Genomic DNA, 17,546 nt, shown 5'->3' with positions numbered 1-17,546 from the left:
CTCGGCGGCGTCCTGTCCGGAATTCGCGGAGATCTCCTGGCCGTAACAGGTGAGTCCTCCCGCCGGAGGGGAAGCGGTCTGTCCCGATCTCAGGTAACGAGTCCGCGGCTTCACTTTCCCCCAAAGTGCCCCGTGAAGTGCGGAACTCCTTTTTTCGGGCAATGAATAAAAAACCCGATGAATCGGCATACTTCAGGAGTGGTGAAATGGCGGGTCTGGCGGGGCCGATCGCGGTCGGTGTCGAAGAGGAGTTTCACGTCGTCGATGTGGAGACCCGGCACCTCGTCCCACGGGCGGGCGTCCTGCTTGAGCAGCTGCCCGCGGAGCGCTTCACCCACGAGTTGCAGCGTTCGGTGGTCGAGGCCAACAGCAGGCCTTTCATGCATCTGGAGGACCTCGGGCACGACCTGACCGCGCTGCGCCGCACGGTGATCCAGGCGGCGGACGGCCTCGGCCTGGGAATCGTGGCGGCGGGAAGCGTGCCGCTGGTGGATCTGGAGGCCTTGAAGATCTCCCCTGATCCCCGCTACGAGCAGATGCTCGCCGACTACCAGCTGCTCACCCGCGAGCAGCTGATCTGCGGGACGCAGTTCCACGCCGACGTCGAGGATCGCGACCTGGCCGTGGCCGTCGCACACCGCCTGGCCCCCTGGCTGCCCCCGCTGCTCGCCCTCAGCTCCAGCTCGCCGTACTGGCTGGGCTCCGACACCGGGTACGCCAGCTACCGCCCGCTGCTGTGGCAGCGCTGGCCCACCGCCGGCCCCGTGCCCAGGTTCGAGTCGGCCGCCGAGTATGACCAGGTGGTGCGGGACCTCGTCGCCTCCGGGGTGATCACCGACCCCGGCATGATCTACTTCGACATCCGGCCCTCGGCGCACCTGCCCACCATCGAGCTGCGGGTGTGCGACGCCTGTCCCCGGGTGGGCGACATCGTGCTGATCGCCGGGCTGTTCAGGGCGCTGGTGGCCAGGGAGCTGGAGGCGGCGCAGAACGGCCCCGAGCGCACCGTCCGGCTGGAGATGGTCCGCGCCGCGTCCTGGCGGGCGTCGCGCTCCGGGCTGGAGGGCGACCTCGTCGACCCGGTCGACGGCGCCCCGGCACCGGCCGCCGAGGTGATCCGGCGGATGATCGACAACCTGCGCCCGCAGCTGGAGCAGAGCGGCGACTGGGAGCTCGTCACCTCCCTGGCCAGGGAATCGCTGGCGCGAGGAAGCTCCGCGGCCCGCCAGCGGGAGGCGTACGCCCGCGGCGGCCGGCTGGCCGACGTGGTCGACCTCGTCATCGCCGAGACGCGGTCCGAGGAGTGGGAGACCGCCTTCGGCGGTCCGACGCCGAGGATGCACACCAGCCTCCTCGACGGCTACGAGGCCCCCGGCGACGAGGCGATCATCGAGGGCACGGTGCGCGAGTCCTACCAGCCGGTGCTTCGGGCCCTCGACCGCCTGGGCGTCGAGGGACTGCGCGACCGGGAGGAGAAGCGCGACGCCTACCAGCGCCGCAACGGCATGACCTTCCAGGTGGAGGGCGGCGGCGAGAGCCGGATCTACCCGTTCGACCTGGTCCCCCGGCTGGTCCAGGCCGGTGAGTGGGCCGGGATCCAGCGGGCCCTGCCGCAGCGGGTGCGCGCGCTGGAGGCGTTCCTGCACGACGTCTACGACGGGCGCGAGATCATCAGGGACGGCACGATCCCCGCGTGGGTGGTCGACGAGTCCCCCGGCTACCGCAAGCCCGGCAGGAGGGTGCCGCAGGGCACCGTGCGCTGCGCCGTGGCCGGGCTGGACCTGGTCCGCGACAACGTCGGCCGCTGGGCGGTGCTCGAGGACAACCTGCGGGTGCCCTCGGGCCTCGGATACGCCGTGACCAACAGGCGGCTGATCACCGAGCTGATGCCGGATCTCGTCCCCGGCGCGGGGGTCGCCGACCCGGGGGAGGGCCTGCGGACTCTGCGGGAGGCGCTGCTCGCGGCGGGATCCGGCGATCCGTCGGCCCTCGCCGTGGTCTCGGCGGGCCCCGAGGACTCCGCCTACTACGAGCACAAGATGCTCGCCGAGGAGCTGGGGGCGGTCCTGGCCGTACCGGCCGACCTGTCCTTCAAGAACGGTCGTCTGGAGATCGACGGGCGCCGGATCGAGGTGCTCTACCGCAGGATCGACGAGAACGAGCTGCTCGAAGGCCACCTCGGTCTGGAGATCATGGACGCCGTCGAGCGTTCCACGCTCGTCCTGGCCAACGCGCCGGGCAACGGCGTCGCCGACGACAAGTGCCTGTACCGGTACGTGCCGCGCCTCATCCAGTACTACCTGGGCGAGCGGCCCCTCATCGACAACGTCACCACCTACCTGTGCCGCGACCCGAAAGACCGCGAGCAGGTGCTCGACCGGCTGGCCGAGCTGGTCGTCAAGCCGGTGGACGGGTTCGGCGGGCAGGGCGTGGTCGTCGGCCCCGACGCCTCCGCCGAGGAGCTCGAAGAGGTCAGGAAGACGATCCTCGACGCGCCCGAGGGCTGGGTCGCCCAGGAGACGATCCGGCTGTCGACGCACCCGACCTTCGACGGGCGCAGGCTGAGCCCGCGCGTGGTCGACCTGCGGGCCTTCGTCTGCTTCGGCGAGACGGCGACGGTGCCGCCGACGGCGCTGACCCGCGTCGCCCCGGCCGGAAGCATGATCGTCAACTCCTCGCAGGGAGGTGGTTCCAAGGACACCTGGCTTCCGAGGGGGACCGCCGAGGCGCGGCCCGAGCGGTGAGCTCAGGCGTGGTCCCGAGGTGTGAGAAGTGACTGATCTGAGCGGTGAGTTCCGGCGTGAGCCGGTCACCGGGGGGTTTCGATGTGTGGTTTGAGCGGTGAGCTCCGGTTCGACGGCCGCCCGGCGGACGTCGCCGCCGTGGCCAGGATGAACGACGTCATGCACGACAGAGGGCCCGACGGGGCGGGCCTGTGGTCGCTGGGGCCGATCGCCCTCGGCCACCGGCGGCTGAGGATCATCGACCTGTCGGACCGGGGCGCCCAGCCGATGGTGGACAGCGACCTCGGCCTGGCCGGGGTCTTCAACGGGTGCCTGTACAACTACCGCGAGTTACGCCGGGAGCTGGAGGGCCTGGGCTACCGCTTCTTCTCCACCTCCGACACCGAGGTGCTGGTGAAGTCCTTCCACCGCTGGGGGACCGGCTGCGTCGACCGCTTCAAGGGCATGTTCGCCTTCGCGGTCACCGAGCGAGACACCGGCAGGCTCACCCTCGGCCGCGACCGGCTGGGGATCAAGCCGCTGTACGTCACCCAGGACGCCGGGCTGCTGCGCTTCGCCTCGTCCCTGCCCGCGCTGCTCGCCGGGGGAGGGGTGGACACCGGCATCGACCGGGTGGCCCTGCACCAGTACATGACCTTCCACTCGGTGGTGCCCGGCGAGCGCACCATCCTGGCCGGGGTGCGCAAGCTCCCTCCGGCCACCGTGCGCACCGTCGAGCCCGACGGCACCGTCACCGACCACCTCTACTGGCAGCCGCCCCACACCCGGTCGGCCCTGCCCGAGTACGCCGGGCTGACCCCGGACGGGTGGCACGAGGCCGTGCTCGACCGGCTGCGGACGGCCGTACGCAGGCGCATGGTCGCGGACGTGCCCGTGGGCGTGCTGCTCTCCGGAGGCCTGGACTCCAGCCTGATCGTCGCGCTGCTGGCCGAGGAGGGGCAGGAGGGGCTGTCGACCTTCAGCATCGGGTTCTCCTCGGCCGGAGGGGAGCGGGGGGACGAGTTCGCCTACTCCGACCTGGTCGCCAGGGAGTTCGGCACCGATCACCACCGCATCCCCGTCGACGACGCCCGCATGCTGCCCGCCCTGGAGAACGCGGTGCGGGCCATGAGCGAGCCGATGGTCAGCCACGACTGCGTCGCCTTCCACCTGCTGTCGGAGGAGGTCTCCAAGCACGTCAAGGTCGTCCAGTCCGGCCAGGGCGCCGACGAGGTGTTCGCCGGATACAGCTGGTACCCGCCGCTCGCCGGCGTGGCACGCGAGGACGCCGCCGCCACGTACGAGAGGGAGTTCTTCGACCGCTCGCACGGGACGCTGGGCGCGATCCTGTCGCCCGGGTACATGCTGGACGAGGACGTCAGCGGCGATTTCGTCCGGCGCCACCTCGCCCGGCCCGGCGCCGAAACCGCGCTCGACGCGGTGCTGCGCCTGGACACGAACGTCATGCTCGTCGAGGACCCGGTCAAGCGGGTGGACAACATGACCATGGCCTTCGGGCTGGAGGCCAGGACCCCGTTCCTCGACCACGAGCTGGTCGAGCTGGCGGCGGCCTGCCCGCCCGAGCTCAAGCTCGCCTCCGGCGGCAAGGGCGTCCTGAAGGAGGCCGCCCGCAAGCTGCTGCCCGCCGAGATCATCGACCGGCCCAAGGGGTACTTTCCGGTCCCCGCCATCAGGCACATCCACGGCCCGTTCCTGGAACTCGTCAGGGACGCGCTGACCGGCCGGGCCGCGAGGTCCCGCGGTCTGTTCGACCAGCCGTACGTCGACAAGCTGCTCGCGGCCCCGGACGAACACCGCACTACCCTGGGTGCCAACGCGTTGTGGCAACTCGGACTCCTGGAGCTGTGGTTGCAGGCACAAGGAGTTTGATGACCGAAATTCTCGGCGCTCGTTCCCGCCCCTCGATGGGCACGGGCCTGACCGCCTGGAGCTGCCGGGCGCCCGCCCTGGCGCCCGATCTGAGCGCCGTCGCCTTCGTCGGCGACAGGGACGGCTCGCCGCGCGTCTGGATCCGGCCCCTCGGCAGGGACCTGGAGGAGTGGCTCCCGGGGGAGACCCAGGAGGCGCTCCAGGCCCTCCGGGACGAGGACCCGGAGGCCTGGCCGGTGGACACGGGGCCCGAGCCCGTCGCCGACGTGAGCTGGTCACCCGACGCCGGGCGGCTGGCCGTCCTCGTCGTGCCGGGCGGCGGGGAGCACACGCAGGTCTGGACGGTCAGGCCCGACGGCGGCGACCTGCGCCCGCTGGCCGCGCCCGAGGGCGGGTCGGCGTCGTTCGTGCGCTGGACCGGCCAGGGGGAGGTCCTCCTCGTCGAGGAGGTGTCCTCGTCGGGCCGTACGGACGCGGTGCTGATCGACGCGAGCTCCGGAAGCCGGGAGGTCATCGCGGGCGGGGCGCTCATGCACCCGGCCGCGGTCAGCCGCGACCACCGGCGGATGCTGCTGCGGCGCGGCCCGCGCGGCGTGCGCCGGATGTACGTGGCCGACCTTCCCGCCCTTTTCGGCGATCCCGCGGGCCACCTTCCCGCCCTCCCCGCCGACTCTCCCGCGGGAATCCGTTTCGATCTTCCCGCGGGCCACCTCTCCGACGTCCCGCCCGGCCTCCCCGCGAGCCTTCCCGACGAGGCCGCGGGCGACCTGCCGGGTCACGGGGAGCGACCGCTGCTGGCCGGTCTGACCGGCACCACCGACTACGGCATCCTCTCTCCCGACGGGACGACCGCCTACCTGCTGTCAGACGTCGGCCGCGACCGGGCCGCGCTGGTCGCGGTGGGCGAGGACGGCGCGGAGGTCGTGCTGGCCGAGCGCTCCGACGCCGAACTGGACCAGTTCGCGCTGAGCTCCGACGGCCGCCTCGCCGTCCTGGTGTGGAACGCCTCCGGCCGGTCGGAGCTGAAGGTGATCGAGCTGGACACCGGCGAGACACGCCCGCTCCCGCCCCTGCCCGCCGAGGTGGTGTCCTCGATCAGGGTGTCCCTGGACGGCAGCCTGGCCGTCCTGGCGGCCGAGGGACCCGGCCAGCCCTCCCACGTGCTGCTCTGCGACCTGGCGACCGGCGGCTACCGGCGGATCGCGGGATCCGGGCCGATCCCCGAGGCGGCCGGCGCGGAGCTGATGCGCTTCCAGGCGGGCGACGGCATGGAGCTGACCGGCTGGCTCTACCGGGTCCCGGGCGCCAGGGGCCCGGCGCCCTTCGTCGTCTACCTGCACGGCGGTCCGGAGAGCCAGGAAAGGCCCACCTTCAACCCGCTGTTCCAGAACCTGCTGGCCGCCGGGATCGGGGTGCTCGCGCCGAACATCCGCGGCTCGTCGGGGTTCGGGCGGGCCTTCCGCAACGCCGACAACCACGCCCTCCGCTTCGACGCGATCAACGACGTCGCCGACTGCGCCCTGGAACTGGCGCGGGCGGGCATCGCCGACCCGTCCAGGATCGCCTGCATGGGACGCTCGTACGGCGGCTACATGACGCTGGCCGCCCTCGTCACCCACCCGCGCCTCTTCCGCGCCGGGGTCGACGTCTGCGGCATGGCCGACTTCGAGACCTTCTACGAGCGGACCGAGCCGTGGATCGCCGCGGCGGCCGTCAGCGAGTACGGCCACCCCGTCGCCGACCGTGACCTGCTGCGAGCCCTGTCGCCCCTGCACTCCTTCGACCGGCTGGCCGCCCCGCTGCTGGTCGTGCACGGTGCCCGTGACACCAACGTCCCCCTCTACGAGGCCGAGCAGGTGCTCCAGGCGGCGCGGGCCAGAAAGGTGCCCTGCGAGCTCCTGCTGTTCGAGGACGAGGGGCACGAGATCCGGCAGATCGCCAACCGGGTCACCTTCGTCAAGAACGTCGTCGAATGGCTCAGGTGGCACCTGGCCGTCCCCGATCAGGAGTGACGGATCCCCGGAGGTCCCCGCGGCCCCGGGGAACGGGACCTGTTCCGCGATCTCGCGCGGGCGGGTGCCCGGCCCCGGCCGGGCACGCTCCGCGCTCTCGCCCTGCGGCGTTCGACCGTGTCACGTCGCGGCTCGACGGCTTCGGGAAACCGGCCGAAACGCCGGGCTGATCACGCGGTGGACGTGCCGTCCGGCTCGATGGGCCGGTGGATGGTGACGATCGTCTGCGTGCCCTCCGCGTCCACGACGTCGAAAACCCGGGGCGTGGCGGGCGAGACGATGTCGCTGAATATCTTCTGCGGATGCTCGACGGCGTGGCGCAGCACCACCGGATAGCGCCCGTCGCGCCCGCCCACCCCCACGGAGAAGATGTCGTCCCTGTCGTCGTACTCGATATAGGACAGAGGGAGCCTCTCGACCGGCAGGAGGTCACCGAACGACAGGCTCAGCACCTCGATGGTCACGTCCGAGCCCTCGTACTGCCTTGTCAAGTCGTCCAAGAACGGGCGCCACCTCTCGCGGGGCAGCTCGGATCGTTCCTGAGTCATCTGGAGGCTCCTTCCGGCAGGAAACGGCCGGCGGGGATGGTCAAGCCCCCCGGCGACCTCCTTCCCATACTGGTGCCGGCCCCGATCGCCGCACATCACACGATCAGGTAGGAAGCCACCCGGCATGCCGCGCCCCGGCCGGGCGGGCCGCTCCGCCACAGGGGGCCGGTCACCGTGGGGCGGGACGCCCCGTCCCGGACCCGATCCGGCCGACACCGTGGGCGAGGACCTCCAAGGGGTTGGCCAGTATCTCGGAGAAGGCGAGTTCGGCCGCGCCGATCAGGGTGGCGTCGTCCCCGAGAGCCGAGGTGCGGAGTCGCACCCTCTCCCGGGAGATCACCAGCACGTTGGCCTCCACCCTGCTGTGGACCTGGGCCGCCGAGCCCTGGTAGACCTCGCGCAGCATCCCGCCGAAGATCACCATGCCGGGGTTGAAGAGGTTGATCAGGTTCGCCACCCCGATGCCGAGCCAGTCGCCGATCCGGCGCAGCGCGTCCCCGGCCGCGACGTCCCCGCGAGCGGCGGCGTCCACCACGGTCCGTACGCCCTCGCGGCCGACCAGGTCGGAGGACCGGCCGGCGGTGTCGAGCAGGGCCCGCTCGCCGACCTCCGCCTCAAGGCAGCCGCGGGAGCCGCACCCGCAGGGCCGCCCGTCGTACGGGTTCACCATCATGTGCCCGAGCTCGCAGCCGTACCCGCCGTCGCCGTCGAGCAGCTTTCCGCCGACGATGATCCCGCCGCCCACGCCGACGTCCCCGTGCAGGTAGACCAGGTTCTGGAAGCCCACGCCCACCCCGCGTTCGTGCTCGGCCAGCGCGCCCAGGTGCGCCTCGTTGCCCACCGGCACCGGTAGCCCGAGCCCCAGCCTGAGGCCGAGTTCGGTACCGAAGGCCTGGTCCACCCAGCCCATGTCCGGCCCGAAACGCACCATCCCGTCACCGGGCCGGATCATGCCGCAGTAGGCGGCGCCGACCCCGACGCACACCGCGTCGGGGCGTGTCCCGCGGTACATCTCGCGGGCGAACCCGGCGAGGGTGCCGACCACGTCGTCGAGGTCGGCACCGGCGCGCGGCCGGACCGCCTCTCTGCGGTCGAGAACCGTCCCGCCCAGCCCGACCCTGGCGGCGACCAGCCGGTCCACGCGGACGTCGAAGGCCATCACGTAGACCCGGTCGGACTCCGGGCGGACCACCAGCGACGGCCGGCCCGCCTTGCCGGTGTCTCGGGGAAGCTCCTCGCGGACCAGGCCCGCCGAGGTGAGCTCCCCGGTCAGTCCCATGATCGTGCTGCGGTTCAGGCCCATCCGGCCGGCCAGCGCCGCGCGGGAGAGCGGGCCGCCCAGGTGCACGTGCCGGAGCAGGGCGCCGAGGTTGTGCCGGCGAATCTCCTCCTGGGACCGACCGGCTTTCAGCATCGTGGGGATCCTGACGACTCGGGGCCTGTCATTGTCGTGCGCCGCGACGGCGGGACAGGGCGGCCACGCCGGCCGGGAGCACTGGAACAGATCCTGTCACACCGAGGGAACGCCGACCTGTGGCCCCGGGAGTATTTCCTCGTCGCCCCGGCCGGTTCGGGGACGGCGTCACGGCGACGAGGCGTCCCCGAACCGGCCGGAGCCGTCACCGGCCGCCGTTACGGGCCGCCGTTACGGGCCGCCGTCACGGGCCGCTGTCACAGGACTCCACCTCGGGGTCCTCGGGCGCCGGCGGATTCGGGACGTCCGGATGCCCACCTCATGCCATAGGCGAAAAGCCGTCTTTGTTGGCTTTCCAGGCCATATGATCATCCCGATCGCCCCGAGATCGCGAGGAAGGATCCCTGTGACCGACAAGCGGGATGAGCGAAACAGCGGCATCGACACGACGAGGCCGAGCATCGCCAGGGCCTACGACGTCGTCCTCAACGGCAAGGACAACTTCGAGGTCGACCGCGCCTTCGTCGCCGAGATCGTGAAGGTCGTCCCCGAGATCTACGACGTGGCGACCTACAACCGGGAGATCCTCGGCCGGGGGGTGCGGTTCCTGACGGGACAGGGCGTCACCCAGTTCGTCGACCTCGGCTCGGGGCTGCCGACCGTGGAGAACACCCACCAGGTCGCGCAGGGCGCCGACCCGGAGTCGCGGGTCGTCTACGTCGACAACGACCCGATGGTGCTGGCCCACGGGCGGGCACTGCTGGCCGAGAACGAGCGCACGGAGGTCGTCACCTCCGACCTGCGCGACACGGCGGCGATCCTCGCCGATCCGGCCGTCAAGCGGCTCATCGACTTCGACCGGCCGGTGGGCGTGATGCTGGTCGGCGTCCTGCACCACCTGCACGACGACGACGACCCCCGGGGGATCGTCGAGGCCTACATGGCGGCGGTCCCCTCGGGCAGCTACCTCTTCATCACCCACTTCTGCGCCTCCACCCAGGAGTCGCGCGAAGCCGAGCAGAAGTACCTCGCGCTGCTCGGTACCGGCCGGTTCCGGACGCCGGAGGAGATCACCGGGTTCTTCGACGGCTTCGAGCTGCTCGAACCGGGCGTCGTCCCGCTGCCCCTGTGGCGGCCCGACGCCCCCGTCCAGGGGGAACTGACCGTGGGGCAGCGGCTCATGTACGGCGGGATCGCCCGCAAGCGCTGACATCCGGACGGGAGGGCCCGCGCGGCACATCGTGCCGCGCGGGCCTTGTCGTTCCCGCGCGGGGCGTCCTGCCTCCACGGGGCTGGGTCCTCCTGCCGGAGGACCCCGGGACCCGCCGCGTCAGGGGGCGCCGTGGCTCCGCAGGCGCAGGAGGTGGCCGGTGAGGTGGTCGCGGGCGACGGTGACGGCGCGGGCGGCGACGCCGTCGACGTCCTGGGGTGGCCGGCCGTCCCTCGGGAGCAGGGTGGCGTAGCCGTGCGTGGTGGACAGGTGGACGTAGGCGAGGTCGGCGGTGTCGGCCCAGGAGGCGTCGCCGGGCAGAACCTCCGAGGTCAGGGCCATCAGGGTGTCCATGAGGCGACGGCTCTGCTCCAGGACGGCCTGGCGGTGGGGGGCGGCGAAGTCATGGGAGTGGATGAGGTCGAGACCGGCGCGATGCTCCAGCGCGTAGCGGGCGTAGGCCCCCGCGGTGGCGGCGAGCCGGTCGACCGGGTCGGGGCCCGCCAGCTCGGCCGCCCGGGCGAGGAGGTCGGTGAGGGCGGCGGTGAGGGCGGCCGCGCAGGCGGCCAGCAGGGCCTCGCGATCGGGGAAATGGCGGTAGGGCGCGGCCGACGACACGCCCGCGCGGACGGCGACCTTGGCCACGGAGAAGCCCGCGACACCCGTCTCGGCCAGGAGTGCGATGCCTTCGCTGATCAACCTGGCACGCAGGTCGCCGTGGTGGTAACCGCGTCGCGGTGTCGGGGGACTGCTCACGGCGAACGATTCTGCCCCCTTCCTGATGTTAGAGTGCTCTTACATCAATGTAAGAGCACTCTAACATCAACGAGAAACGCAGGCCGGAGCCTGTTCTGAGAGAACGAGCCCCGGCCGCGGGGAAAGAGCGTCATGCGGCAGCGAAACCTCGGACAGCAGGGCCTGACGGTGTCGGCACTGGGATACGGCGCGATGGGGATCTCCATGGCGTACGGGCCCTCCGACGAGAAGGAGGGGGCCGCGACGATCCGCCGGGCCCACGACCTGGGGGTGACGTTCTTCGACACGGCCGAGCTGTACGGGCGGGGCGAGAACGAGCGGATCGTCGGGGCCGCGCTCGCGCCGGTCCGGGACGAGGTCGTCATCGCCACCAAGTTCGGGTTCGACTTCACCGGCGCCAGGAAGAGCGGCGTCGACAGCCGTCCCGAGCACATCCGCGAGGTCGTCGACAACAGCCTGCGCAACCTCGGCGTCGACGTCATCGACGTGCTCTACCAGCACCGCGTCGACCCCGAGGTGCCGATCGAGGACGTGGCCGGGACGGTCGGGGAGTTCATCGACGCCGGCAAGGTCCGCTACTTCGGCCTGAGCGAGGCGGGCGAGGACACCATCCGCCGCGCGCACGCCGTCCGGCCCGTCTCGGTCCTGCAGACCGAGTACTCCCTGTTCGAGCGCGACGTCGAGACGCTTCTCCCCGTCCTGCGCGAACTCGGGATCGGGTTCGTCCCCTACTCGCCGCTCGGCAGGGGTTTCCTCACCGGCCAGGCCAAGCCCGGCGCCGAGTACGACCCCGGCGACATGCGCAGCTGGGACGCCCGCTTCCAGCCCGGCAACTACGAGAAGAACCTTGAGGCCACCCGCAGGCTCACCGACCTGGCCGCCGTCAAGGACGCCACCGTGGCCCAGCTCGCCCTGGCCTGGCTTCTCGCCCAGGGCGACGACATCGTCCCCATCCCCGGCACCCGCAGCCCCCGGCGCCTGGAGGAGAACGTCGCGGCCGTCGACCTCACCCTCGACGACGCCGATCTGAAGCGCATCGCCGAGATCCTCCCGGAGGGTGGCTTCGGCGCCCGCTACCCCGAGGCCATGCTCCCGACCTGGGACTGACCCGTCTTATGAATCTACGTTGTAAAGGGCGCGGGCCGCGGCAGAGAGCGGTGGAGCCTACCTTGAGGTGGGAGGACCGAGTCAGGGGTGCGCCAGCTCGGCCAGCAGCTCGTAGGAGCGCACCCGCGCCTCGTGGTCCGAGACCATGGTCAGGGCCATCACCTCGTCGGCCCCGCTGTGCTTGACGAGTTCGGTGAGCCGGTCGCGCACGGTGCCGGGGTCGCCGATGATCTGCGGGTCGAGGCGCTCGCGGATGAACCGCTCGCCCGAGGGCGCGAACGAGCGGCGCTCGGCCTCCTCGGCGGTGGGGAAGAGGGTGAAGCGGTCCTCGGTGCGGATCAGGAGCTGGCCCGCGACGAAGCCCCGCGCCAGCCATCGGGCGCGCTCGCCGGACTCGGCGACGACCACCGTGGGGGCGACGATCGCGTACGGGCGGTCCAGCCACGCCGACGCCTCGAAGGCGTTGCGGTAGGCCTCCAGCGCGGCGGCCGTACCGGCCGGGGCGATCTGGTGCGCGTAGGCGTACGGCAGGCCGAGCGACCCGGCGAGGCGGGCGCTGGAGGTGCTCGTGCCCAGCAGGTACACGGGTGTCCGGGTGTCCGCCTGAGGGACGGCGCGCACGCCGGACGGGGGCCCTCCGGGCGTCAGGTAGCCCAGCAGCTCGTCGAGCAGGCCGGGGAAGTCCTCCTCGGCGGGTGGCAGGCCGCGCCGCAGCAGGTGGGCGGCGGCCGGGTCGGTGCCCGACGCCCGGCCGACGCCGAGGTCGACGCGGCCGGGGTGGAACGCCTCCAGCGTCCCGAACTGCTCGGCCACCGTCAGCGGCGCGTGGTTGGGCAGCAGCACCCCGCCCGAGCCGACCCTGATCGTGGTGGTGGCGGAGGCGATCTGCGCGATCAGCACGGGCGGGGCCGACGTGGCCAGGCACGGCGTGTTGTGGTGTTCGGCGACCCAGTAGCGCGTGTATCCGAGCGCTTCCGCCCGCCGGGCGAGGTCGACCGAGTTCCGCAGCGACCGGGCCGCCGACGAGCCTCGCCAGACGGGCACGGTGTCGAGCACCGACAGGCGGAGGCCGGACAGGTCTGTCATGGGGGTGTTCTCCGTTCGCAGGGTGTTGGGCGGGAGGCCGCGCCCCTCGGTGTGATCGTCGCGGTCGGGGCGTTCGGTGCGCGGCTGCCCAGAAGCTGAACTCGCGCGTTCATTTTAATCTGCGGCTTCGGTTCGGGACGGGAGGAACCAGGCCGCGAGGCCGACGACGATCGCCAGCCCGGCGACGGCGGCGGAGGCGAGGAAGGCCCGCGACACCCCGGCGGCGACGTCCTCCCCGCCGCCGGCGAACGCGGTCAGCAGCACGGCCGGCCCGAGCGAGCCGCCCAGGGCCAGCGACGCCTGCAGGACGCCCGAGGTGATCCCCGCGTCCTCGGGCGGGGTCTCGGACATGACGATGACGTTGAACGGGACGATCGCCGACCCGGCCCCCACACCCATGATCACCAGCGGGCCGAGAACCGCCGTCAGGTAGCCGCTGCCGGCGTTCACCCCGCTCAGCCACAGGGTCGCGACCACGATGAGCGCGAGCCCCGCGACGGCCAGGTTCCTCGGGCCGCCGGCCTTGGCGATCAGCGTGGGCGCCGACCTGGCCGTCACCAGCAGGGCCAGCCCGAAGGGCAGGAAGGCCAGGCCCGTGAGCAGCGGGTCCAGGCCCAGGACCCGCTGCAGGAACTGGGTCAGGAAGAACAGGAAGCCGGTCAGGACGAACGCGAGCAGCACCAGGTCGAGGAGGGCCCCGGCCCTGGCCCGGCGGGTGAACACCCGCGGGGGCAGGACGGGCGAGGCGGCGCGCGACTCCAGGAGCGCGAACGCGGCCAGCACCACCGCCCCGCCGGCCAGGGAGGCGATCGCGACCGGGTCCCGCCACCCCTCCTCGGCGACCCGTACGAAGCCGTGGACGACCGCGGTCATCCCCAGCGTCGACAGCAGCGCCCCCGGCAGGTCGAGGGCCGGGCGGACGCCCGCGCGCCCGGCCGGGGCGATCGTCCGCGCGCCGAGCGCGACGATGGCGAGCCCGACGGGCACGTTGACCAGCAGGGTCCAGCGCCAGTCCGCGGCCCAGGTCAGCACGCCGCCCAGGATCATCCCCGCCGCCGCGGCCAGGCCCGTCACCGTGGAGTAGACGCCGAACGCCCGCTGCCGCCGCTCGCCGTCGTAGGTGATGGACAGCAGGGCCAGTCCCGCGGGACCGGCCAGGGCCGCGCCGACCCCCTGCAGTGTCCGGCCCGCGAGCAGCCAGCCGAAACCGGGGGCGAGCCCGGCGAGCAGGGAGGCCGCCGCGAGCAGGCCCGTCCCGGCCAGGAAGATCGTCCGATGGCCGAACAGGTCGCCCAGCCGGCCGCCGAGCAGGAGCACGCCGCCGAAGGACAGGAGGAACGCGTTGATCACCCAGGACAGGGCGGCCGCCGACAGGCCGAGGTCGTTCTGCAGGTCCGGCAGGGCGACCGTCACGATGGTGCCGTCGAGCTGCAGCATGAACTCGCAGCCGACGATCGCGGCGAGCACCGGGCCGAGACTCCGCGCGGGCGGGATGCGGCCCGCGGAGTCTCCGGTGTTGACATCGGTGGCCATACGGCCCTCCATTCGTTACCTAAGTGGCCACTATTTTGAACTCGCTGGTTCAGATTGGCAAGCCGGATGTGACGGCGACTGCGGTAATCTCGAACGGTGACCACCATCGAACGCGCGGTGCCCGGCAGGGGACGGATCGACAAGCGGACGGCGATCCTGGACGCCGCCGTGAAGGTCTTCTCCCAGGAGGGCTACGCCCAGGCGAACATCGACGCGATCGCGAGCCTCGCGGGGGTCGCCAAGCCCACCGTCTACAACCACTTCCACGACAAGGAGACCCTGTTCCGCACGGTCATGCGCGACAGCGCCGACCGGTCGGCGGCCAGGATCATCGCCGCGTTCGCCACCCTTCCCGGTGACGGCGCCGACCTCGCCGGCGAGCTGGAGAGGGTGGGCCACCTTATGGTCGAGTGCCAGCTCAGCGAGGAGGGCTGGGCGCTGCAGCGGCTGCTGTACGCCGAGGCCGCGCGCCTGCCCGACCTCTACGACGAGGTGGTCGCCCGAGCCGGCGTCCCCGCGCTGAACGTCCTCGCCGGCCGCCTGGCCGGCCTGGCCAACCGGGGCCACCTGGAGATCGACGATCCGGCGGTCGCGGCAGGCCAGTTCATGGCGCTCGTTGCCGGCAACCTTCCCGCGCTGTCCGCGCTGGGCACCCGCCCGGTCGGTCCGGACGCCCTGGCCGCCGCGGTCCGCGACGGCGTGAGCACCTTCCTGCGAGCCTTCGCCGCCCCCGCCAGGCGCCGTTCTCCCCGCCGCCCCCGCGAGACCTGACCTCCCAGGGCCGCACGCGCCTCCCGCCTTTACCGGTCAGGCCGGTTTTTCGTCGTATTTATTTATCTTTGCGGCCTGCTGCTGATAACAGATCGGTAAGACCGTACTGTCATGGGCCGCATACAGTGTGTGATTTTGCCAGGGTGGGAGGGCAGACGCGACACGGGAGGCGAGATGCACGGTGAGCACGATCGGACTCACGGCCACGGCCTCAAGGCGAGACCGCGAGGGCGCATGCCGTACAGCGACCCGCCGCTTCCGCAACCCCCGCGTCCCGCCGAACCTCCCGACCTCACCGGATCGCCGAGGCCGGCGGGACCATGGGATTTCGCGGGGCCTCCGCGTCCCGTACGCCCTCAGGAGCCCCCGCGACCCGTGAGTATCCCGGAGTCCTCGGAGCCCCCGCGGCCCGTGAGCACTCCGGAGCCCGTGGAGCCTCCGCGACCCGCGCGGCATCGGAAGGACGAGGAGTGGGACGAGGAGTGGGACGAGGAGGCCGATGCCGTCACGTGTTCACCGGTCCGCCGCTCCTGGACATATCTCGACAGCAGGCCGTTCTCCATGCCCCCGCCACCAAGCCCGTGGCGGCGGCCGTGGTCGCGGCTCTCGCGTGACCACTTCCTGAGACCCGCGCTGATCGCCGGGTTCCTCGCCGCCGCGGGGGTCGGCGTCTGGTCGTCCGGCTGGTCCCCGTGGGACGGCGTGCCCACCGCCGACACCTCTCCCGCGCCTCCCGGGGAACGCCTCCTCGCGGGACGCGACAGGGTGATCACACCCTCGCGGGCCCCGGTGCCGGCCGGGGTGGGCGCGAGGGCTCCGGCCGGGAAGGAGCAGGGCGGCGGGGAGAGGAAGGTCCCGCGTCGTGCCCCGGGGCGGGCGCTCCCGGCGGAACGGGCCCTTTCCGGCGCCGGAGACACTCGCGACGAGTGGATCGAGCGGGTGGAGCGGGCCAAGCCAGTCAAGAAACCGGTCAAGCCGGACAAAACAGCCGAGCGGGCCGGGCGGCACCGCGAGGGCGGCGGCTCCGCACGGGCCGGCGCCGGGTCGGGGGGGACGGGGAGCACCGCGCCGGTGGCCGGCGCCGGACGGAAGAACAGAGGCGGCGTGCCTGAGACCGGTGGGCGGGCGAGCGAAGGCGCCGGGCGCGAGAGCGGGAGGGGAGACGGAGGCGCCGGGCGCGAGACGAGGAACGCCCGAGGGGGCGGCGCGAACACCGGCGGCGACGCCGGGAGCGCCGGGACGGCGGGACGGTCGCGGCCCGGGGCGCGGGAGGGCAGGACGGAGTCCCGGGCGAGCAGGACGGGCGCACCGGCCACCAGGACACCGTCGCCCTCGGCCTCCAGGAGCAGGCCGCCGTCGGCCGGAGGCGGGAGCGCCGCCGGTATCAGTGCCGCCTACGCCTGCCGCCACCTGCCCTCCGGGGACTGGCGCCACGCCTACTGCGTGCGGGTCTGGAACGACTACAAGAACAGGAACGGCCTGCCCTAGCCGTGCCGGCCGCCCACCGGGGGAGCATGGGGCGGCGCGGAGCCGGGCAGGGTGTCGTTCCCCGCCCGGCTCCGATGGCTCAGGTCATGCCCCGCCGGCCCGTCATTCCGCCGTGGCCGCGGCGAAGCCGGCGATCGCCCGGGTGAAGGCCTCGGGCTCCTCGAGGTGGCCGAAGTGACCGCTGTCCTCCAGGATGAGCAGCTCGGAGCCGGGGATCAGCTTGTTGAGTTCGTGTGCCCAGCGCACCCCGCAGATGACGTCATGCCGGCCGACGATCACCAGGGTCGGAGTGGTGATCGCCCCCAGCAGCTCCCGGTCGTCGATGATGTCGGGGGCCAGGTGCTCGTCGAGGCCCGAGATGTGTGATCCGCTCACCGTGGCACGCATGGGCGCGAACTCCTCCTCGCGTCCCCAGTAGTCGGCGAAGTAGGCCGGGAGCAGCCCGCGGATCGCGGCGGCGAACTCCTCGTCGTTCGAGATGGCGGGGATCGAGCCGAAGGCGTCGAGGACCCGCTGGAGCCCGGGGTTGCCCGCGTTCCGGCGGGTGAACTCCTCCATGTTGCGCATGGCCTCGGCGAAGTGCTCGGCCCCGGTGACCGGTGCGCTGTCGTACAGGACGATCCCGGCGAGACGGCCGGCGTGGCGCAGGGCGTAGTGCTGTGTCACGAAGCCGCCGTGCGAGTGGCCGAGGAGATACACCTTCGGGAGCGCGAGGTGATCGATCAGGCCGTCGAGGACCTCCGCGTAGCGGTCGCGCGTGTAGCCGTGAGGGTGCGTTCCAAGGCGGCCCGATCCGCCGGTGCCGATCGGCTCCACGTACACCATGGTCAGGTGCCGCTCCAGCGCCGGCATTCTCATGTACTCCCAGAGGACTCCGGGGCCGCCGGGGTGTGCCAGGCACACCGGTCCGGTGCCGTGGACGTGGTAGCGCTGGGCGACGCCGCTCACGTCGACGGTGTGGGTGCCGGGTGACAGCGGGTTCGTGGCGAGGGTGTTCATGGGATCTCC

The 17,546-nt window shown here is 72.3% G+C and carries 13 protein-coding genes; 7 read left to right on the top strand and 6 right to left on the bottom strand.

Annotation, left to right across the window (positions count from 1 at the left end; all coding sequences use genetic code 11):
- Positions 1-206: 206 nt before the first annotated feature.
- The 3 genes from ACSDR0_RS28170 to ACSDR0_RS28160 all read left to right on the top strand — a co-directional run bounded on the left by ACSDR0_RS28170 (position 207) and on the right by ACSDR0_RS28160 (position 6,625).
- Positions 207-2,744 carry a glutamate--cysteine ligase gene (locus ACSDR0_RS28170; RefSeq protein ID WP_435291909.1) on the top strand — a complete coding sequence of 846 codons (2,538 nt, stop codon included), beginning with the start codon at positions 207-209 and terminating at the stop codon, positions 2,742-2,744.
- Positions 2,745-2,825: 81 nt separating this feature from the next.
- Positions 2,826-4,613 carry an N-acetylglutaminylglutamine amidotransferase gene (locus ACSDR0_RS28165; protein WP_435291908.1) on the top strand — a complete coding sequence of 596 codons (1,788 nt, stop codon included), beginning with the start codon at positions 2,826-2,828 and terminating at the stop codon, positions 4,611-4,613.
- A complete protein-coding gene (locus ACSDR0_RS28160; RefSeq protein ID WP_435291907.1) occupies positions 4,613-6,625 on the top strand; it encodes an alpha/beta fold hydrolase in 2,013 nt (670 codons plus the stop codon). The genes ACSDR0_RS28165 and ACSDR0_RS28160 overlap by 1 nt, the downstream gene beginning before the upstream one ends.
- 170 nt (positions 6,626-6,795) lie before the next feature.
- Here ACSDR0_RS28160 and ACSDR0_RS28155 read toward each other — a convergent pair whose 3' ends face one another.
- Positions 6,796-7,173, bottom strand: a complete 378-nt coding sequence (locus ACSDR0_RS28155; RefSeq protein ID WP_435291906.1) for a DUF5335 family protein — start codon at positions 7,171-7,173, stop codon at positions 6,796-6,798.
- A gap of 169 nt (positions 7,174-7,342) precedes the next feature.
- Positions 7,343-8,587 (bottom strand): ROK family protein, encoded by a 1,245-nt coding sequence (locus tag ACSDR0_RS28150; RefSeq protein ID WP_435291905.1) that lies wholly within the window; start codon positions 8,585-8,587, stop codon positions 7,343-7,345.
- A gap of 406 nt (positions 8,588-8,993) precedes the next feature.
- Between ACSDR0_RS28150 and ACSDR0_RS28145 the strand changes: the two genes are divergently transcribed.
- Positions 8,994-9,797 (top strand): SAM-dependent methyltransferase, encoded by an 804-nt coding sequence (locus ACSDR0_RS28145; RefSeq protein WP_435291904.1) that lies wholly within the window; start codon positions 8,994-8,996, stop codon positions 9,795-9,797.
- Between the two features lie 120 nt (positions 9,798-9,917).
- Here ACSDR0_RS28145 and ACSDR0_RS28140 read toward each other — a convergent pair whose 3' ends face one another.
- Positions 9,918-10,553, bottom strand: coding sequence for a TetR/AcrR family transcriptional regulator (locus ACSDR0_RS28140; RefSeq protein ID WP_435291903.1), 636 nt, complete (start codon positions 10,551-10,553; stop codon positions 9,918-9,920).
- 132 nt (positions 10,554-10,685) lie between these two features.
- Between ACSDR0_RS28140 and ACSDR0_RS28135 the strand changes: the two genes are divergently transcribed.
- On the top strand, positions 10,686-11,660 hold the full coding sequence (locus ACSDR0_RS28135; RefSeq protein ID WP_435291902.1) for an aldo/keto reductase: 975 nt from the start codon (positions 10,686-10,688) through the stop codon (positions 11,658-11,660).
- Between the two features lie 81 nt (positions 11,661-11,741).
- Here the strand turns inward: ACSDR0_RS28135 and ACSDR0_RS28130 are convergent, their stop codons facing one another.
- Both ACSDR0_RS28130 and ACSDR0_RS28125 read right to left on the bottom strand, forming a co-directional pair.
- Entirely contained in the window at positions 11,742-12,746 is a 1,005-nt protein-coding gene (locus ACSDR0_RS28130; RefSeq protein ID WP_435291901.1) for an LLM class flavin-dependent oxidoreductase, read from the bottom strand.
- Positions 12,747-12,860: 114 nt separating this feature from the next.
- Positions 12,861-14,279 (bottom strand): MFS transporter, encoded by a 1,419-nt coding sequence (locus tag ACSDR0_RS28125; RefSeq protein ID WP_435291900.1) that lies wholly within the window; start codon positions 14,277-14,279, stop codon positions 12,861-12,863.
- Positions 14,280-14,375: 96 nt separating this feature from the next.
- Here ACSDR0_RS28125 and ACSDR0_RS28120 point away from each other — a divergent pair, with 96 nt between their 5' ends.
- Positions 14,376-15,050: a TetR/AcrR family transcriptional regulator gene (locus tag ACSDR0_RS28120; RefSeq protein WP_435291899.1), complete on the top strand. Its 675-nt coding sequence runs from the start codon at positions 14,376-14,378 to the stop codon at positions 15,048-15,050.
- Positions 15,051-15,461: 411 nt separating this feature from the next.
- Positions 15,462-16,538, top strand: coding sequence for a hypothetical protein (locus ACSDR0_RS28115; RefSeq protein WP_435291898.1), 1,077 nt, complete (start codon positions 15,462-15,464; stop codon positions 16,536-16,538).
- Positions 16,539-16,640: 102 nt separating this feature from the next.
- Here the strand turns inward: ACSDR0_RS28115 and ACSDR0_RS28110 are convergent, their stop codons facing one another.
- On the bottom strand, positions 16,641-17,537 hold the full coding sequence (locus tag ACSDR0_RS28110; RefSeq protein WP_435291897.1) for an alpha/beta fold hydrolase: 897 nt from the start codon (positions 17,535-17,537) through the stop codon (positions 16,641-16,643).
- Positions 17,538-17,546 lie beyond the last annotated feature (9 nt).

Source organism: Streptosporangium sp. G11 (genome assembly GCF_051192615.1).
Taxonomy (GTDB): domain Bacteria; phylum Actinomycetota; class Actinomycetes; order Streptosporangiales; family Streptosporangiaceae; genus Streptosporangium.
Note: the sequence above shows the minus strand (reverse complement) of the source record. Positions and strands in the feature narration are given on the sequence as shown.